At 64.9% G+C, this 18,605-nt stretch carries 16 protein-coding genes; 10 read left to right on the top strand and 6 right to left on the bottom strand.

Annotated features, from left to right (window positions below):
* Positions 1-6: 6 nt before the first annotated feature.
* Positions 7-1,221 (bottom strand): ABC transporter substrate-binding protein, encoded by a 1,215-nt coding sequence (locus tag RAD04_RS07135; protein WP_461623209.1) that lies wholly within the window; start codon positions 1,219-1,221, stop codon positions 7-9.
* A gap of 389 nt (positions 1,222-1,610) precedes the next feature.
* Between RAD04_RS07135 and RAD04_RS07130 the strand changes: the two genes are divergently transcribed.
* The 3 genes from RAD04_RS07130 to RAD04_RS07120 all read left to right on the top strand — a co-directional run bounded on the left by RAD04_RS07130 (position 1,611) and on the right by RAD04_RS07120 (position 4,344).
* Entirely contained in the window at positions 1,611-2,912 is a 1,302-nt protein-coding gene (locus RAD04_RS07130) for an MFS transporter (RefSeq protein WP_461623208.1), read from the top strand.
* A gap of 109 nt (positions 2,913-3,021) precedes the next feature.
* The gene (locus RAD04_RS07125; protein ID WP_461623207.1) at positions 3,022-3,813 is read left to right on the top strand and encodes a fumarylacetoacetate hydrolase family protein; all 792 of its coding nucleotides are present in this window, start codon (positions 3,022-3,024) and stop codon (positions 3,811-3,813) included.
* Positions 3,814-3,960: 147 nt separating this feature from the next.
* Positions 3,961-4,344: a hypothetical protein gene (locus RAD04_RS07120; RefSeq protein ID WP_461623206.1), complete on the top strand. Its 384-nt coding sequence runs from the start codon at positions 3,961-3,963 to the stop codon at positions 4,342-4,344.
* Between the two features lie 40 nt (positions 4,345-4,384).
* Here RAD04_RS07120 and RAD04_RS07115 read toward each other — a convergent pair whose 3' ends face one another.
* Positions 4,385-5,236 carry an HpcH/HpaI aldolase/citrate lyase family protein gene (locus tag RAD04_RS07115; protein ID WP_461623205.1) on the bottom strand — a complete coding sequence of 284 codons (852 nt, stop codon included), beginning with the start codon at positions 5,234-5,236 and terminating at the stop codon, positions 4,385-4,387.
* A complete protein-coding gene (locus RAD04_RS07110) occupies positions 5,236-5,739 on the bottom strand; it encodes a MaoC family dehydratase (protein ID WP_461623204.1) in 504 nt (167 codons plus the stop codon). The genes RAD04_RS07115 and RAD04_RS07110 overlap by 1 nt, the downstream gene beginning before the upstream one ends.
* Positions 5,740-5,920: 181 nt before the next feature.
* Between RAD04_RS07110 and RAD04_RS07105 the strand changes: the two genes are divergently transcribed.
* Positions 5,921-7,087, top strand: a complete 1,167-nt coding sequence (locus tag RAD04_RS07105; RefSeq protein WP_461623203.1) for an acyl-CoA dehydrogenase family protein — start codon at positions 5,921-5,923, stop codon at positions 7,085-7,087.
* 32 nt (positions 7,088-7,119) lie between these two features.
* Here RAD04_RS07105 and RAD04_RS07100 read toward each other — a convergent pair whose 3' ends face one another.
* The 3 genes from RAD04_RS07100 to RAD04_RS07090 form a co-directional block, all read right to left on the bottom strand.
* On the bottom strand, positions 7,120-8,694 hold the full coding sequence (locus tag RAD04_RS07100; RefSeq protein ID WP_461623202.1) for an AMP-binding protein: 1,575 nt from the start codon (positions 8,692-8,694) through the stop codon (positions 7,120-7,122).
* Between the two features lie 33 nt (positions 8,695-8,727).
* Positions 8,728-9,363, bottom strand: a complete 636-nt coding sequence (upp, locus tag RAD04_RS07095; protein WP_461623201.1) for a uracil phosphoribosyltransferase — start codon at positions 9,361-9,363, stop codon at positions 8,728-8,730.
* A 110-nt stretch (positions 9,364-9,473) separates the two neighbouring features.
* Positions 9,474-9,941 carry a hypothetical protein gene (locus RAD04_RS07090; protein ID WP_461623200.1) on the bottom strand — a complete coding sequence of 156 codons (468 nt, stop codon included), beginning with the start codon at positions 9,939-9,941 and terminating at the stop codon, positions 9,474-9,476.
* Positions 9,942-10,361: 420 nt separating this feature from the next.
* Between RAD04_RS07090 and RAD04_RS07085 the strand changes: the two genes are divergently transcribed.
* From RAD04_RS07085 to RAD04_RS07060, 6 genes are all read left to right on the top strand, one after another.
* Positions 10,362-10,451, top strand: coding sequence for a K(+)-transporting ATPase subunit F (locus tag RAD04_RS07085; protein ID WP_461623199.1), 90 nt, complete (start codon positions 10,362-10,364; stop codon positions 10,449-10,451).
* A 112-nt stretch (positions 10,452-10,563) separates the two neighbouring features.
* A complete protein-coding gene (gene kdpA / locus RAD04_RS07080; protein WP_461623198.1) occupies positions 10,564-12,267 on the top strand; it encodes a potassium-transporting ATPase subunit KdpA in 1,704 nt (567 codons plus the stop codon).
* A gap of 18 nt (positions 12,268-12,285) precedes the next feature.
* Positions 12,286-14,400: a potassium-transporting ATPase subunit KdpB gene (gene kdpB / locus RAD04_RS07075; RefSeq protein WP_461623197.1), complete on the top strand. Its 2,115-nt coding sequence runs from the start codon at positions 12,286-12,288 to the stop codon at positions 14,398-14,400.
* A gap of 56 nt (positions 14,401-14,456) precedes the next feature.
* Positions 14,457-15,062, top strand: coding sequence for a K(+)-transporting ATPase subunit C (locus RAD04_RS07070; protein WP_461623196.1), 606 nt, complete (start codon positions 14,457-14,459; stop codon positions 15,060-15,062).
* Between the two features lie 40 nt (positions 15,063-15,102).
* On the top strand, positions 15,103-17,826 hold the full coding sequence (locus RAD04_RS07065; protein ID WP_461623195.1) for a DUF4118 domain-containing protein: 2,724 nt from the start codon (positions 15,103-15,105) through the stop codon (positions 17,824-17,826).
* On the top strand, positions 17,823-18,512 hold the full coding sequence (locus RAD04_RS07060; RefSeq protein ID WP_461623194.1) for a response regulator: 690 nt from the start codon (positions 17,823-17,825) through the stop codon (positions 18,510-18,512). The genes RAD04_RS07065 and RAD04_RS07060 overlap by 4 nt, the downstream gene beginning before the upstream one ends.
* Positions 18,513-18,605: the final 93 nt, after the last annotated feature.

The raw sequence follows: 18,605 nt of genomic DNA, 5'->3' as shown, positions 1-18,605 counted from the left end.
TTGGCCTCACTTCTTCAGGAGCGGACATTTGGACTCGGAGACCGGGCGGAAGGCGTCCTCGCCCTTCACGGTCTTGACGATGTCCAGATAGTCCCACGGCTCCTTCGACTGCTCGGGCTTCTTCACCTTGGCGAGATACATGTCGCGGATGACGCGGCCGTCCTCGCGCAACTTGCCGCCATGGACGAATGTATCCTCGATCGGTAGCTCGCGCATCTTGGCCATCACCTTGGCGGAATCGTCGGTGCCGGCCGCCTTGATGGCCTTGAGATAATGCAGCACCGAGCCGTAGACGCCGGTCTGGATCATGGTCGGCATCACCTTGGTGCGCTCGTAGAACTTCTTCGACCAGGCGCGGGTTGCCTCGTCCATGGCCCAGTACGAGGCCGTGGTCATGTAGGTGCCCTGCGCGGCCTTGAGGCCGATCGCGTGCACGTCGGTGTCGAACATCAAGAGGCCGACGAGCTTCTGGCCGCCCTGGACGAGGCCGAACTCGCCTGACTGCTTGATCGCGTTGTCGGTGTCCTGGCCGGCATTGGCGAAGGCGACGACGTCGGATTTCGAGCTTTGCGCCTGGAGCGCGAAGGAGGAGAAGTCCGCGGTGTTGGTCGGATGCTTGACGCCGCCCAGGACCTTTCCGCCCATCTCGTTGACGAAGCGCGTGGCGTCCTTCTCGAGCTGCTGGCCGAAGGCGTAGTCCGCGGTGATGAAGTACCAGGACTTACCACCCTCCTTGATCACGGCGGAGGCCGTCACCTTCGACAGCGCATAGGTATCGTAGGTGAAGTGCACGGTGTTCGGGCTGCACAGCTCGTCGGTCAGCGAGCTTGCGCCGGGGCCGGAGACCAGCGCGACCTTGCCCCGCTCGCGCACCATGTTGTGGACGGCAATCGCGATGCCGGAATTGGGGATGTCGACGACGGCGTCGACCTTGCCGTTGTCGAACCAGCCGCGCACGATCTGCACGCCGACGTCGGTCTTCATCTGGTGATCGGCGCTGATGATCTCGATCGGCTTGCCGAGCACTGTCGGCCCGAATTCTTCCACCGCCATTTTCGCGGCCTCGACCGAGCCCGGCCCTGAGTTGTCGCGGCCCCAGCTCGACAGATCCGTCAGCACGCCGATCCGCACTGCGTCGTCGGAGACTTGCGCGGTGGCGACTGTGGTCATGGCTGCCGAAGTCATGGCCGCGAGCATGGCGCAGGCCAGAAGCCCTCTCATCGTCATTTCCTCTCTTTTATTGGCCGCATGGCGCGGCTGGCTGTTCTTGAGATAAATTAGATATAAGCAAATAAGTTTGTCAATCGTGAATTCAGCGTCGAGATGAGTTCCTCTCGGCGGGTCGGACGACAGGGGCACCGCTGCTTCAGCACCCGTCATTGCGAGCGCAGCGACTTGTCCGCCGAAGCCTTGGCGAAGGCGGAAGCAATCCAGACTTTCTCCACGGAGGCAGCCTGGTTGCTTCGTCGCAAGAGCTCCTCGCAACGAAGAATGTTGCGACACCTGCGCACAAAATCCCGCGTTGTTATCCTGTGAGAGCCATCACCCCTGCAGGTTGCAACCCTCGGCACGATTGGCCATGATGCTCTCGGGAATCTCTGGGGCAGGGCATGACGGCAGCAACGGGAGTCTCCGTAGCGGCGGAGAAATCGACGACGGCGCACGTGGTGTGGGCGAGCGCGCTCGGCACCGCCATCGAATGGTACGACTTCCTGATCTACGGCACGGCGGCGGCGCTGGTCTTCAACAAGCTGTTCTTCCCGAGCTTCGATCCCTTCGTCGGCACGCTGGCGGCGTTCTCGACCTATGCGGTCGGTTTCGTGGCGCGGCCGATCGGCGGCGCCATCATCGGGCATTACGGCGACCGGCTCGGCCGCAAGACCATGCTGGTCGCGACCATGATCGCGATGGGGCTCGGCACCTTCCTGATCGGCTGCCTGCCGACCTACAGCCAGATCGGCGTGTGGGCGCCGATCCTGCTCATCGTGCTGCGCTTCGTCCAGGGCATCGGCCTGGGCGGCGAATGGAGCGGCGCGGTCGTCATGGTGATCGAGCATGCCGGCAATCGCCGCGGCTTCTATGGCAGCCTGGTGCAGATCGGCTTTCCCGTCGGTGTTGCCGCTTCGACCGGCATTTTCGGCTTGATGACCAAGCTGCCCGAAGCCGATTTCCTGAGCTGGGGCTGGCGCGTGCCGTTCCTGATCAGCATCCTGCTCGTCGGTGTCGGCTTCATCGTGCGGCTCAAGCTTGCGGAGACGCCGCACTTCAAGGAGGTGGTCGAGCGCAAGGAGGTGCTGGCGCAGCCGGTGCTGGAAGTGCTCCGCCGCGACTGGCGCAGCTTCCTGCTGGCGATCGGCATCACGGTGTCGGAGGTCGGGCTTGCTTATCTCCTCACCGTCTTCACCGTGGTCTATGCCACGACGAAACTCGGGCTGCCGCGCCAGGTGATCCTGGATGCCGTGGTCTATGCAGCCCTCGTCGAGTTCGCGACCTTGCCGCTCGCCGGCTGGCTGTCCGACATCTTCGGCCGCAAGGCTCTATACCTTGCTGGCGGCGTGTTCTCGGTGGCGTTGGCGTTTCCGTTGTTCTGGTTCCTCGATACGAAGGAGCCGGCGCTGATCACGCTGGCACTTGTCGTCACGATGACGCTGACCCATGCGCTGCTGTTCGGGCCGAAGGCCGCGTTCATGCCGGAGCTGTTCCGCACCCAGGTGCGCTACAGCGGAGCCTCGCTCGGCGCCAATGTCGCGGCGGCGCTGAGCGGCGGCTTCTCGCCGCTGATTGCCGCCGGGCTGCTGGCGTGGGCCGGCTCGTACTGGGCTGTGTCCGTCTACATCATCGCACTCTCGATCATCACGATCGTCGCGACGCTGATGGCGCCGGAGACGGCGCAGAGTTCGCTGAAATCCTGATGTCGATCGTCTCGCGACTCAAGATGTAGCAGACGGGCCATTGGCCTGCGAACCGTTTGGTTCTAAGAACGCCCTTGAGGAAACTTCCCCCAAGCCAGGGAACAGAACCATGACGAAGACGTCTCGACGTGACGTGCTCACTGCCGCAGCCGCGATGACCGCGGCGGGCATCGCCGAAGCGGCGCCGGCCGCAGCGCAGGCTGGACCGAAGCCCATCTTTCCAGTGCCGATGGTGACGATCCCGATCGTCGGCGAGAGCCAGGTGTTTCAGGTCCGCCGCATCTACTGCATCGGGCGCAACTACGCCGCGCACGCCATCGAGCGCGGCTCGGATCCGAACCGCGAGCCGCCGTTCTTCTTCCAGAAGCCGACCGACGCGATCCAGAACGTCGCGGTCGGCGAGGTCGCCGATCATCCCTATCCGTCATTGACCAAGAACTATCATCACGAGGTCGAGCTGGTCGCCGCGCTGAAATCAGGCGGCACCAATATCCCGGTCGATAAGGCACTCGAGCACGTCTATGGCTACGCGCTCGGCCTCGACATGACCCGGCGCGACCTCCAGAACGGCATGGCCGCGGAGAAGAAGCCCTGGGAGATCGGCAAGAGTTTTGACCACGCCGCGGTGATCGGCCCGATTCATCCGGCCAGCATGACCGGCCATTTCGAGAAGGGCGCCATTTCGCTGGCGATCAACGGCACGGTGAAGCAGAACTCGGATCTCAGCAAGATGATCTGGAACGTGGCCGAGCAGATTGCAAAGCTGTCGGAAGCCTTCGAATTGAAAGCCGGCGACATCATCTATTCCGGCACGCCGGAGAATGTCGGTCCCGTCGTGAAGGGCGACGTGCTGCTGTGCAAGCTCGAGGGCTTGCCTGATATGTCGATCAAGATCGTGTAGCTCCACGCCGCCGTCGCAACCGCCGGTTGGCGGCGGCAGCCCTGCGCCAGGGGAGTTCCACCCGCCGATTGCCATTTGTTGGCCGGCAAGCGAACCTCCTGTGGCCATATTTGGGAACGAGTGATTTCCCGCGAGGGAGGCGCTCCGATGACCAAGGCTCTGATCACTGCTGTCGCAATGCTTGCGTGTGTGCCCGTGAGCGCGGTTGCGCAAGAGCGCGCGGGCGATGCGGCGCTGGGTGCCGTCTCCGGCGCGGTCGTGCTGGGGCCAGTCGGTGCGGTTGCCGGAGCCTTGATCGGCTACACCGCTGGACCGTCAATCGCTCGGTCTTGGGGCATGAGAGGTTCGCACTCGGCAGGACATCGGCCGCCGCCGCGCCGCGCGGCTGCGACCAGGAGCCCGACGCGCACCCGCGAGGCGATGGCAGCCAACGGTCAGATGCGAACTGCCGGCAATCCGGCTCCGCCGGTTCAGGCCGCGCCCGCCGTTCCGGCGCAAGCCTCGGCGCCGCCGGTTCAGGGATTCGACTGAGGCCGCAGCTTCATGCCGACACGTTCGGCCATAGCCGATCCTAGGGCTGGCCGAGGATTTTCTTCGCGGCGCGAAGATGCGGCTTGTCGATCATCTGGCCGTCGAGCCGCAGCGTGCCGGAATTGGGATTGCTGGCGAACGCCGCGATCACTTTTTGCGCCCAGGTCTGTTCGGCTTCGGTCGGCTCGAACGCCGCGTTGACGACATCGACGTGCTTGGGATGGATCAGCGCCTTGGCGGAAAAACCGTCCCGCCGCGCCGCGCGGGTTTCGGCTTCGAGGCCCGCGAGATTGTCGATGTCGGTATAGACGGTGTCGATCGGCGCGACCTCGGCTGCGGCAGCCGCCATCAGGCAGAGATCGCGCGCGAGGCGATAGGGGCTGTGGAACACGCCGCCGGAGGCCTTCTCGGTGGCGCCGAGCGAAGCCGAGAGATCTTCAGCGCCCCACATCAGGCCGGCGAGGCGAGGGGAGCAGCTCTTGTAGCTGCCGAGGCCGAAGATCGAACCCGCGGTTTCTGTCGCCACGCAGACGATGCGAGTTGAGCCCACCTCCGTGCCGGCCGCGGCTTCCAAGGCTTCGAGCCAGGTTGCGACGTGCCTTACGTCGTCACCGCCCTGCGATTTCGGCAGCACGATGCCGTCGGGCTTGCCCGGCATCACCGCGGCGAGATCGGCGAGTGTCATGCCGGTGTCGAGCGCGTTGACGCGGACATAGAGCTGGTGCGAGCCGCGTTGGCCCTTGAGCATCGTCAGCGTCAACCCGCGCGCCTCCGCCTTCTTCTCGGTGACGACGGAATCCTCGAGGTCGATGATCAGCGCGTCGGCCTTGCCTTCGCTCGCCTTCTCGAATTTGCGCGGGGAATCGCCCGGCACGAACAGCATCGAACGCATCAGACCGGCCTCTTGTGCATCATCGCCATGCGACGGCATTTGCCGACGATCTCGTCGTTCTGGTTCAAGGCATGGTGCTCGAACTCGACGATGCCGGCCTTGGGCCGCGACTTGGATTCCCGCATCGAGAGCACCTTTGTCGTCGCCCGCAACGTGTCGCCATGGAAGACCGGTTTTGGAAAGGTCACGTCGGTCATGCCGAGATTGGCAACGGTGGTCCCCATGGTCGTATCATAGACCGTCATGCCGATCATGATGCCGAGGGTGTAAAGGCTGTTGAAAATGCGCTGGCCGAACTCGGTCTTTTCGGCGAAATGCGCATCGATGTGCAGCGGCTGCGGATTGAGCGTCAGCAGGCTGAACATGGTGTTGTCCATCTCCGTGACGGTCCGGGTCAGCGGATGCCTGAACTCCTGGCCTACGGAAAAGTCTTCGAAATAAAGTCCGGCCATCGCGGTTTCCTCCCTGCGAAATAACGGCGCGCTCATAGCTTTACGTCGCATGACCCTATGCATGGTAGACACACTTGATAGACAAATTCACGTATCTGTACGCGGTTTTTCGAGCTAAGAACCCAGGCAGGGGCACGTCAGGGCGCGAAGCAAGCGGCCACGGCCTTTGAGCGGGGAACGCGAAGAGACGGGAGATGGCGCGGTCGCGGCTCTCCGACAAGGAGATCAGAACATGGATTTCGCGCTCACCGACCAGCAGGAAGCCATTCGCGATGCCATCGCCAAGATCTGCGAAGGCTTTCCGGATGCCTACTGGCTGAAGAAGGACCACGACGGCGGCTTCCCGCACGATTTTCATAAAGCACTTGCCGACGCCGGCTGGCTCGGCATCTGCGTGCCGGAGGAATATGGCGGCTCGGGCCTCGGCATCACCGAAGCTGCGATCATGATGCGCACGATCGCAGAATCCGGCGCCGGCATGTCCGGCGCATCCGCCGTGCACATCAACGTGTTCGGACTCAATCCCGTCGTCGTGTTCGGCACCGAGGAGCAGCGCAAGCGCATGCTGCCGCCGATGGTCGAGGGTCGCGAGAAGGCGTGCTTTGCCGTCACCGAGCCCAACACCGGCCTCAACACCACGCAGCTGAAGACCCGCGCGGTCGCCAAGAACGACCGCTACATCGTCAACGGCCAGAAGGTGTGGATCTCGACCGCGCAGGTCGCGCACAAGATCCTGCTGCTGGCCCGCACCACGCCGCTCGAGGACGTGCGTTCGCCGACCCACGGCCTCAGCCTGTTCTACACCGATTTCGACCGCACCAAGATCAAGGTCCACGAGATCGAGAAGATGGGCCGCAAGATCGTCGATTCCAACGAGCTGTTCTTCGAAGATTTCGAGATCCCGATGGAGGACCGCATCGGCGAAGAGGGCAAGGGTTTTCAGTACATTCTCGAGGGAATGAACCCCGAGCGTATCCTGATCGCGGCGGAGGCGGTCGGCCTTGGCAAGCTGGCGCTGGCGCGGGCCACGGAATATGCCAAGACGCGCGTGGTGTTCAACCGTCCGATCGGCAAGAACCAGGGCATTCAGCATCCGCTCGCGGCGAATTGGGTCGAGCTCGAGGCGGCCTGGCTGATGGTGATGTCGGCGGCGTGGCAATACGACAAGGGAATGCCGTGCGGCGCTGCGGCCAATGCCGCAAAATACCTTGCGGGCGAAGCGGGCTTCTCGGCCTGCGAGCAGGCCGTGATGACCCATGGCGGCTTCGGCTACGCCAAGGAATTCCATGTCGAGCGCTACTTGCGAGAAGTGCTGATCCCGCGCATCGCGCCGGTCAGCCCGCAACTCGCGCTCAGCTTCATCGCGGAGAAGGTGCTGGGGCTCGCGAAGTCGTACTGAACGAGCCTTGTGCGCAAACCAAATGGGCCCGCCTATTCGGCGGCGATCCGCTCCATCGCCATGGCGCGAAGCCTGGCGCGCTGAATCTTCACGCCGTTGGCGCTATCGGTGACGGGGAAGGCCTCCACGACATAGATCCGCGCCGGGACCTTGTAGCCGGCGAGCCGCTCGCGCAGGCGCGCGACCAGCGTCTCCTGCATTGGCGGCTCCTTCGCCGGGATCACGAAGGCGACGCAGCGCGCCTGACCCTTGAGATCGACTGCAACCACCTGGGCGTCGGCCACGCCGGCACAGGATTTGAGCTCGTCCTCGATCTCGCCGGGCGCGACGAGGAAGCCGCCGAGCCGCATGGCGTCGCCCGCGCGGGTCTCGTAGACGAAGGAACCGTCGCCGCGCAACCGGCCGATGTCGCCGGTGCGGAAGAACCCGTCCGCGGTGAGCGCATCGCGCGTCGCATCCGGATTGTTGAAATAGCCGAGGAAGAGTGACGGCGCGCTGATTTCGATCTCGCCTGAGATGCCTTCGGTCGCCGGCTCGCCGGTCTCGGTGTCGCGCACGCGCACTCTTGTGTCCGGTGACATCGGCCAGCCGCCGCCCTCGATGCGGTCGGAAAAGGTGTCGCTGGTGCGGGCGATCGAGAACAGGGCCTGAACCTCGCTCGACCCGTAGAGGCCGAACAGCGGCAGGCCGCGCGCCTCGGCCTCCGCGGCAAGCTCGCGCCAGCCAGGCTGGAACGCGGCGAAGCCGCAGAGTTCGAGATGCGGAAATGGGCGTGGCGCATCGCTGAAGGCGAGAATGCGCCGGAACATCTCGTCGGAGCCGAAGGCGTGCGTGATCCCCTGCGTGCTGAGGATCTCCAGTGCCGGTGCCGCCTCGAAGGCGTCGAGCACATGGACGGTCGCGCCCGCCGCGACGAAGCCGAGCAGGCTCGTCATGCCGAACGTGCCGCAGAACGGCAGCATGGCCAGCAGCGAATGACGCAGCGGATCAAGCCGAAGCGCCTTGGCGACGGAGACGGCGTGGCCCGCCAGCGTCCGCTGCGAATGCGCGACGAGCTTTGGCCCCTTGGTGGTGCCGGATGTCGTGTAGAGCAGCACGGGCAGGTCGACGTCGTCCCGTATCGGAGAGGCGGCCGGATAGGGCTTTTCGAAAGCGTCGAAGCGGACACAGGGCCAATTGGCCTTGATCGCATCCGCGCCGATCACCGCAAGCCGTTGCAGCGCCGGCACTTCGTCCTTGGCGACATCCGCGAGGATCGCGGCAAAATCCACCGAGCGGAATGCGGCCTCGACCACCATCAGCCTGGCGCCGGACAAACGAAGCAGATGCGCGACTTCCGCGCTGCGGTAGCGGGTATTGACGGCCGCGACGATCGCGCCAAGGCGGGCGGCGCCGAACAGCAGCGTGAGCCATTCGATCCGATTGACCAGCCAGACAGCGACCACGTCGCCCTTGCCGATGCCTTGCGCCGCAAGCCAGGCCGCGGTCTGCTCGATCCTTTCGGAGAACTCAGCTCGCGAGACCCGCGTGCCGTCGAATACGAAGGCGGGATCGGCGGCGGCCTCGGTTCGGATCAGCGATTGCAGCGAAAACGCGTTGGCACTCATGGCAAGGGGAGTAACCCGATCGCGCCAACCTGTCTACTTGGTGCCGAACATCCGGTCGCCGGCATCACCCAGGCCCGGCACGATGTAGCCGTGGTCGTTGAGCCGCTCGTCGATCGCGGCGGTCCAGACCGGCACGTCAGGATGCTCGCTCTGGAATTGCGCGATGCCCTCGGGCGCGGCCAGAAGGCACACGAAGCGGATGTCGCGGGCGCCGCGGGCCTTGAGCAGGGAGGCGCCGGCGCAGGCCGAGTTGCCGGTCGCCAGCATCGGGTCCATCAGGATCACGGTGCGGTCGGAGAGGTCCTGCGGCGCCTTGAAGTAATATTCCACGGCTTGCAACGTCTCGGGGTCGCGGTAGAGCCCGATATGGGCGATGCGCGCCGACGGCATCAGCGCCAGCATGCCGTCGAGGAAGCCGACGCCGGCGCGCAGGATCGGCGCCAGCGTGAGCTTCTTGCCGGCGATCTTGGGCGCCTGCATCGGCGCGATCGGCGTCTCGATCTCGACCAGCTCCAGCGGCAAATCGCGCGTCACCTCATAGCCAAGCAGCATCCCGATCTCGTTCAGGATCTCGCGAAAGCTCTTGGTCGAGCGATCCTTCTCCCGCATCAGCGAAAGCTTGTGCTGGACCAGGGGGTGGGCGACGACGTTGACATTGCCAGTGCTCATGCAACCGCTCTACACGTTTCCCTAGAATTGCGCCAGATCGGCCGGGTCTTTTCCGCGGGAATGGCGGCGTCAACCGGGCATCGCCACCGCGCGGCGGGCCCGGCTTGCCCCTAGCCGAAATTGTCGCAAGCGAGCGGCTCGTAAAGCGGATCCGGCACGGGACGAACGGAAGGAACGCTTGGCCGCGGCACGTCTGTGGCCAACGCCCGAACCTCGACGAAGGCCGACAGCAGAGCCAGCGCGAGGTCGGAATGGCGCGCCTCGACCGCGGCATCCAGCCAATCCGGCAGCTCTCGTTCGCGCGACAGTGCACAATGCCACTCGCCCTCGTCATAGCCGATGCGCCGGACCTGCCACATCGGCAGCTCGAGCTCGATCAGCGCCAGCGCCGCATCGGCCCAGGCTTCAACGTCGATCAGGCGCATGATGCGTGCGGTGCGTTCGCCTTGGCCGAGCGTGGCGACGCGCCGGCAGGCGTGCGCGACGATGTCGAGCATCAACGGCCGGGTCATCGCCGGTGCCGCGCGAAGCTGCTGGTCGAGGGAAGGTGGATCGAGGCGTCGGAGAGCGGCGGTCATGTCAGGCCTCCTGGAGTGGCGTCGGTCAGTCGGCCGGCGTTGCCAGGATGGGCCTCAAAGGCATTTGAAAACGAGATGGGGAAGAGGGGGGAGATATAGGGATTTCATAAGTGTGGGGCTGGAGGGTTGGGCGAGCAGCACCGCCGCCTTTATGAGATTCCTATATCTTCGCCATAGGCCTCATCTCGAAAACCTATGAGCGGGGTGGCACTTCAGCACGGTCAAAAGTCCCGGCTGTCGCCCGTGGAAATCATTTCCTTCGCGAGCCGCCGGGGCACCGAGAGAAAGTTGCGCCGGATTTGACGGCGCAATGAGGAGTATCGCCATGATGGACATTCTGATGCTGGCGCTGGGCTTCGGCTTCTTCGCCCTCGCGATCGGCTACACCTATGCCTGCGAACGGCTGTGACGGAGCAAACCATGATCTTCGATTATGCGCTCGCCGCTGCCGTCTCGTTCGGTCTGCTGGTCTACCTCACCTATGCGCTGCTGCGGCCCGAGCGGTTCTGACCCGTGCTGCTGCTCGTCGAATTGCTGCTGGCGGACGCCGTGCTTGTCGCCTGCCTGCTGACGGTGCTCCTGCCGCTGTTGCGCCGGACACCAAGCCTGAAGGGTTGATTCCATGACTGTGATCGGTTGGCTCCAGATCATTCTGTTTTGCGCCATTATTGTTGCGCTGACCAAGCCGCTCGGCTGGTACATGACGCGCGTATTCAACGGCGAGCGGACGTTCCTGTCGCCGGTGCTGCGCCCGATCGAGGCCGGCGTGTACTGGATCTCCGGCGTCGACGAGAAGCGCGAGCAGCATTGGCTGACCTACACGGTCGCCATGTTGCTGTTCCATGTCGGCGGCTTCCTCGTCATCTACGGCGTGATGCGGCTTCAGGCCGTATTGCCCTTCAATCCGGCCGGGCAGGGCGCGGTCGCCGAGTATCTCTCCTTCAACACCGCGGTCTCCTTCATCACCAACACCAACTGGCAGAACTACGGCGGCGAAAGCACGCTGTCCTATCTCGTCCAGATGCTCGGCCTGACGCCCCAGAACTTCCTCTCGGCGGCAACCGGCATCGCGCTGGCGATGGCCCTAATCCGCGGCTTCTCGCGCGCCTCGATGCGCACGGTCGGCAATTTCTGGGTCGACGTCACCCGCTGCACGCTCTACGTGCTGCTGCCGATCTGCGTGGTCTACACGCTGTTCCTGGTCTGGCAGGGCATGCCGCAGACGCTCGGCCCGTATATCGAGGCGACCACGCTCGAGGGCGCCAGGCAGACCATCGCGGTCGGCCCGGTCGCTTCCCAGGTGGCGATCAAGATGCTCGGCACCAATGGCGGCGGCTTCTTCAACGCCAATGCGGCGCACCCGTTCGAAAATCCAACTGCGTTGTCGAATTTCGTGCAGATGCTTTCGATCTTCGCGCTCGGCGCCGCGATGACCAACGTGTTCGGCCGTATGGTCGGCAACCAGCGCCAGGGCTGGGCGATCCTGTCCGTGATGGGCGTGCTGTTCGTCGCAGGCGTCGCCATAACCTATTGGGCGGAAGCGAACGGAACCTCGATGCTGCATGCGCTGGGCCTGACCGGCGGCAACATGGAAGGCAAGGAGATCCGCTTCGGCATCGTCGCGTCCTCGCTGTTCGCCGTCGTCACGACGGCTGCGTCGTGCGGCGCGGTGAACGCCATGCATGACAGCTTCACCGCGCTCGGCGGCATGATCCCGCTGATCAACATCGAGCTCGGCGAAATCATCGTCGGCGGCGTCGGCGCCGGCATGTACGGCATGCTGCTGTTCGTCATCCTCGCGATCTTCGTCGCCGGACTGATGGTCGGCCGCACCCCGGAATATGTCGGCAAGAAGATCGAGGCGCGCGAGGTCAAGATGGCGATGCTGGCCATCCTGGTGCTGCCGCTGATGATCCTCGGCTGGACCGCCGTCGGCGTGGTCTATCCGGCGGCCGTCGCCTCGATGGCGAATGCCGGACCGCACGGCTTCACCGAAGTGCTCTATGCCTTCACCTCGGCGGCCGGCAACAACGGCTCGGCCTTCGCAGGCCTCACCGGCAACACCTTCTTCTACAACCTGACGCTCGCAAGCGCGATGTTCGTCGGCCGCTTCTTCATGATCGTCCCGGCCATGGCCATCGCGGGATCGCTCGCGGAGAAGAAGTCGATCCCGCCGTCCACGGGCACGTTCCCGACCACGGGGGGCCTGTTCGTCGGCCTCGTCGTCGGCGTCATCCTGATCATGGGCGGCCTGACCTTCTTCCCGGCGCTCGCGCTCGGCCCGATCGTCGAACATCTGGCGATGAACGCCGGCAACCTCTTCTGATTGTCTGGAGTGACCTCCATGGATACGATGAAACTGCAAAAACGTGCTGCCGTCTCGGCAATGCTCGACCCAGGGATCGTGATGCCCGCGATCCGCGCCTCCTTCACCAAGCTCGATCCGCGGCTGATGGTGAAGAACCCCGTGATGTTCGTGGTCGAGGTCGTAGCCGCGCTGACGACGGTGATCTTCCTGCGCGACGTCGTCACCGGCGGCGCTGGCCTCGGCTTCACCTTCCAGATCATCGTCTGGCTCTGGTTCACGGTGTTGTTCGCCAATTTCGCCGAAGCGGTGGCCGAAGGCCGCGGCAAGGCGCAGGCCGAATCGCTGCGCAAGACCCGCACCGAGAGCCAGGCCAAGCTCCTGACCGGTGCGGGCCGGGCCTTCAAGACGGTGCCGGGTACGAGCCTCAAGGTGGGTGACATCGTGCTGGTCGAGGCCGGTGACACCATTCCCTCCGATGGCGAGGTGATCGAGGGTGTCGCCTCCGTCAACGAGGCCGCCATCACCGGTGAGTCCGCGCCCGTCATTCGCGAATCCGGCGGCGACCGATCGGCGGTAACAGGCGGCACGCAGGTGCTGTCGGACTGGATCCGCGTCCGCATCACGGCAGCGCAGGGCTCGACGTTCATCGACCGCATGATCAAGCTGGTCGAGGGCGCCGAGCGGCAGAAGACGCCGAACGAGATCGCGCTCAACATCCTGCTCGCCGGCCTCACCATCATCTTCGTATTCGCAACCGTCACCATTCCGAGCTATGCGGCCTATGCCGGCGGCTCGATCTCGGTGATCGTGCTGGTCGCGCTGTTCGTGACGCTGATCCCGACCACGATCGGCGCGCTGTTGTCGGCGATCGGCATTGCCGGCATGGACCGCCTGGTGCGCTTTAACGTGCTGGCAATGTCCGGCCGCGCCGTCGAGGCCGCCGGCGACGTCGACACGCTGCTGCTCGACAAGACCGGCACCATCACGCTCGGCAACCGGCAGGCCACCGCGTTCCGACCGGTGCGCGGCGTGACCGAGCAGGAGCTCGCGGACGCGGCCCAGCTCGCCTCGCTCGCCGACGAGACGCCGGAGGGCCGTTCCATCGTGGTGCTGGCAAAGGAGAAATACGGCATCCGCGGCCGCGACATGGCGGAGCTTGGCGCGACCTTCATCCCGTTCACGGCGCAGACCCGCATGAGCGGGGTCGACGCCGGTGGCTCGTCGGTGCGCAAGGGCGCGGTCGATGCGATGCTGAACTATGTCGGCGGCGGCGCGCCGCTGGCGGTTGCTTCGGGCAACGCGGCGCGGGCGATCCAGCCGGCGGCACTGTCGGACCTCGGCCGCGAGATCCAGACCATCGCGGACGATATCTCGAAGGCCGGCGGCACGCCGCTTGCGGTCGCTAAGGACGGCAAGCTGCTCGGCGTCATCCAGCTCAAGGACATCGTCAAGGGCGGTATCCGCGAGCGTTTTGCCGAGCTGCGCCGCATGGGCATCCGCACCATCATGATCACCGGCGACAACCCGATGACGGCAGCCGCCATCGCGGCCGAAGCCGGCGTCGATGATTTCCTGGCGCAGGCGACCCCTGAGGACAAGCTCAAGCTGATCCGCGACGAGCAGGCCAAGGGCAAGCTGGTTGCGATGTGCGGCGACGGCACCAACGATGCCCCGGCGCTGGCGCAGGCCGACGTCGGTGTCGCCATGAACACCGGCACGCAAGCCGCCCGCGAGGCCGGCAACATGGTCGACCTCGATTCCAACCCGACCAAGCTGATCGAGGTCGTCGAGATCGGCAAGCAGCTCTTGATGACGCGCGGTGCGCTGACGACGTTCTCGATCGCCAACGACGTCGCCAAGTACTTTGCGATCATCCCGGCGATGTTTTTGGCATTCTATCCCCAGCTCAATGTCCTCAACGTCATGAACTTGTCGAGCCCGCAGAGCGCCATCCTGTCGGCGATCATCTTCAACGCACTCATCATCATTGCGCTGATTCCGCTGGCGCTGAAGGGCGTCGCCTACCGCGCGGTCGGTGCCGGCGCGCTGCTCCGGCGCAACCTTCTGATCTACGGCCTCGGCGGCATCGTCATTCCCTTCATCGGTATCAAGGCAATCGACCTCGTCGTCACCGCCTTGCACCTGGCTTGACCGTCCTGGCGCGGCGCAAGGCGCCGCGCGCCATGACGAAGACTTAGGAGACCAACATGCTCAGAGAAATCCGCCCCGCCATCGTCCTCTTGCTGGTGCTCACTGCCATCACCGGCCTTGCCTATCCGCTGGCGATGACGGCCATCGCCGGCGCGCTCTTCCCTGCGCAGGCCCAAGGCAGCCTGATCGAGAAGGACGGCAAGGTGATCGGCTCCGCCCTGGTCGGGCAGGAGTTCAGGGACGACAAATACTTCCACGGCCGTCCCTCGGCGACGGTTGCGCCGGACCCCAATGATTCGACCAAGACGGTGCCCGCGCCCTACAACGCCGCCAATTCCGGTGGCTCCAATCTCGGCCCGACCAGCAAGGCGCTGGCCGACCGGCTCAGGGAAGATGTAGACAAGCTCAAGGCTGAGAATCCGAACGCTGCCGTGCCGGTCGACCTGGTGACGACGTCGGCCAGCGGCCTCGATCCTGATATCTCGCCGGAAGCGGCGCAATTCCAGGTGCCGCGCGTGGCCAAGGCGCGGAATATGTCGGAGGATCAGGTCAAGCAGATCGTGACCGCCAACACCGAAGGCCCCTTGCTCGGCCTGATTGGCGAACCCAGGGTTAACGTTCTGGCACTGAATCTCTCGCTGGATCGCGCCGCCGCCAGGTAGCGGTCTAGGCTCGCGTCAGGCAGATGATTATATTGGCAAAATGGTCCGAGAGCGCCGCGATCCCGAACAACGTCCGTCGCCCGAGGCGCTGCTGGAAGCAGCGCGGCGGGAAGGGAGCGCGAGCGGCAAGCTGAAGATCTTCGTCGGCGCCGCTCCCGGCGTCGGCAAGACCTATGAGATGCTGCAAAGCGCCCACGCCAAGCGCAAGTCCGGCATCGACGTCGTGGTCGGCTTCGTCGAGACCCATGGCCGCGCCGAGACCGAGGCGTTGGTGCGCGGGCTCGAGATGGTCCCGCGAAAGCGGCTGGATTATCGCGGGCAGATCGTCGAGGAAATGGACCTCGATGCGGTGATCGCGCGTCGGCCGCAGATTGCTCTGGTCGACGAGCTCGCCCACACCAACGCGGCCGGCAGCCGCCATCCCAAGCGCTATCTCGACGTCGAGGAGTTGCTGTCCCACGGCATCGACGTCTACACCGCCGTCAACATCCAGCACATCGAGAGCCTGAACGACGTCGTCGCGCAGATCACCCATGTCAGGGTGCGCGAGACCGTGCCGGACTCGGTGTTCGATCGCGCCGACGCGATCGAGCTGATCGACCTCACGCCCGACGATTTGATCCAGCGCCTCAAGGAGGGGAAGGTCTATGTGCCCAAGCAGGCCGAGCGTGCGCTGGAGCATTATTTCTCGCCGGGGAACCTGACGGCGTTGCGCGAGCTCGCTTTGCGCCGCACGGCGGAGCGGGTCGACGAGCAGCTCCTCAACCACATGCAGGCCAATGCAATTCCCGGGCCCTGGGCTGCGGGCGAGCGCATCCTCGTCTGCGTCAGCGAGGATCCGCGCGCGGCCGGTCTCGTGCGCTACACCAAACGGCTGGCGGACCGGCTGCATGCGCCATTCACCGCAGTTTCGATCGAAACGCGGCGTTCGCTGCAATTGTCCGATGAACAGCGCGACCGGCTGGCCGATACGCTGCGGCTCGCGGAATCGCTCGGCGGCGAGGCGTTGACGATTCCGGCGGTCGGTCGCCGCATTGCCGATGACGTCGTCAGTTTTGCGCAAGGCAACAACGTCACCCAGATCGTGATCGGCAAGTCGACGCGCTCGCGCTGGTTCGAGATGACACGCGGCTCCGTCGTGCACGATTTGGTGCGCCGCGCCGGCAACATCACGGTTCATGTCATCGCCGGCGACGAGCTGCCGGGCGAAGCGGCGCCCAAGACGGCGGTGCAAACTGCCGTGCGGTCCGAGCCGTTCAATCCGTTGCCATATCTGAAGGCTCTCGGCATCGTGCTGATCGGCCTTGGCGCCGCCGAGCTGATTCAGCCGCGGTTCGGCATCGAGAACGTCGACCTCGTGCTGCTGACGGCGGTGGTGGCGGTCGCGGTCCGCTACGGACTATGGCCGTCGCTGCTGGCGACTGTCGCGGCCTCGCTCTGTTACAATTTCTTCTTCCTGCCGCCGATCCACACCTTCACGATCACCGACCCGACCAACGTCGCCGCCTTCGTGCTGTTCATGGTGGTGGCGATGATTGTCTCCAATGTCGCGGCGCGCGTGCGCACCCAGGCCGATGCCGCCATCGGCCGGATCAGGATGAGCGAGCAGCTCTACGCCTTCAGCCGCAAGCTCGCCGGCACCGCGACGCTCGACGACGTGCTGTGGGCGACGGCCTACCAGATCGCGTTGATGCTGAAAGTCCGGGTGGTGTTGCTGCTGCCGGAAGAAGGTCTGCTCACAGTGAAATCCGGCTATCCGCCGGAGGACGAACTCGATCAGGCCGATCTTGCCGCCGCCAACTGGGCCTGGAGCAACGACCGCCCCGCCGGCCGCGGCTCGGATACGCTGCCGGGTGCAAAACGACTGTTCCTGCCGATGCGCACCGGGCGCGGCCCGATCGGCGTCATCGGCATTGACGACGACCGCACCGGTCCGCTGCTGACACCGGACCAGCGCCGCCTGCTCGATGCGCTGGTCGACCAAGGCGCGCTGGCGATCGAGCGCGTGCTGCTGGTCGAGGACATGGACCGTGTCAAGCGCACCGTCGAGTCCGAGCGCTTGCGCTCCGCGCTCCTGACCTCGATCTCGCACGATTTGAAGACGCCGCTCGCCTCGGTGCTGGGAGCGGCCTCCACCATGCGCGATCTCGCCAGCGCCCTCTCAGACACCGAGAAGCGCGACCTGCTCGCGACCGTGATCGACGAATCCGAGCGGCTGAACCGCTTCATCGCCAATCTGCTCGACATGACCAAGCTCGAGTCGGGTGCCGTCGTGCCCAATGCGGCGCTGCACGATCTCAGTGAGATCGTGGGCAGCGCGCTGCGGCGCGCAGCCAAAATTCTCACCGCCCACGAGGTCGAGCTGGTGCTGGCCGCCGATCTGCCGATGCTGCAGCTCGATGCGGTGCTGTTCGAGCAGGTGCTGTTCAACCTGCTCGACAACGCCGCCAAATATTCGCCGCCCGAGACCATCATCTCGATCCGCAGCCGGCGCGACAGCGATCATGTTGTGCTCGAGATCGCGGACGAGGGCGCCGGCATCCCGCCTGACGAGCTCGAGAGCGTGTTCGACAAGTTCTACCGCGTGCAGAAAGGCGATCATGTCCGACCCGGCACGGGGCTCGGGCTCGCCATCTCGCGCGGCTTCGTCGAGGCGATGCGGGGCACGATCTCGGCCGCCAACCGCGGCGACCGCAGCGGCGCCGTCCTCACCATCCGTCTTCCCGTTCCGGCAGAGAGCCGCGCATTGGATACCGCCGCATGAGCGCTGCGCCGATCAAGGTCCTGGTCATCGACGACGAGCCGCCGATCCGCAAATTGCTGCGGATGGGGCTGACGACGCAAGGCTATGAGATCCTGGAAGCGTCGAACGGCAAGATCGCGCTGGAGAAACTCGTTGAGGAGCCGGCGCTGATCATCCTCGATCTCGGCCTGCCCGACGTTCAGGGACACGAGCTGCTGCGCACCATCCGCGCCCGCAATGAAGGCGTGCCGATCGTGGTGCTGTCGAGCCGCGGCGACGAAGCCGGCAAGGTACAGGCGCTCGATCTCGGCGCCGACGATTATCTCACCAAGCCGTTCGGCATGGACGAGCTCCTGGCCCGCCTGCGCGCGGCGCTGCGGCACCAGCTTCAGGTCCAGGGCGAACGCCCGGTGTTCCGCACCGGCGATCTCTCGGTCGATCTCGTCCGCCGCATCGTCAAGGTCGGCGAACGTGATGTGAAACTGTCGCCGAAGGAATACGACCTGCTGCGCGTGCTGGTGCAGCACGCCGGCAAGGTGCTCACCCACCGCTTCCTGCTGAGGGAGCTCTGGGACGAATTGACCGATGCGCAATATTTGCGGGTCTATGTTCGCCAGCTCCGCCAGAAGATCGAAGCCGATCCGGAACGGCCGCAATTTGTGCTGACCGAGACGGGGATCGGGTACCGGTTGAAGGCGGGGGATTAGGCTCCGACTTCGACAGCCCGTAGATTCCATGGGGTGGTGAGCGTGGCCTTTCCGGTAGGTTTGGGTTTCCACACTCGAACCCCCGGAGAGTCA

Source organism: Bradyrhizobium sp. 25ACV (assembly GCF_054863005.1).
This window is presented reverse-complemented; position numbering and strand designations above follow the sequence as displayed.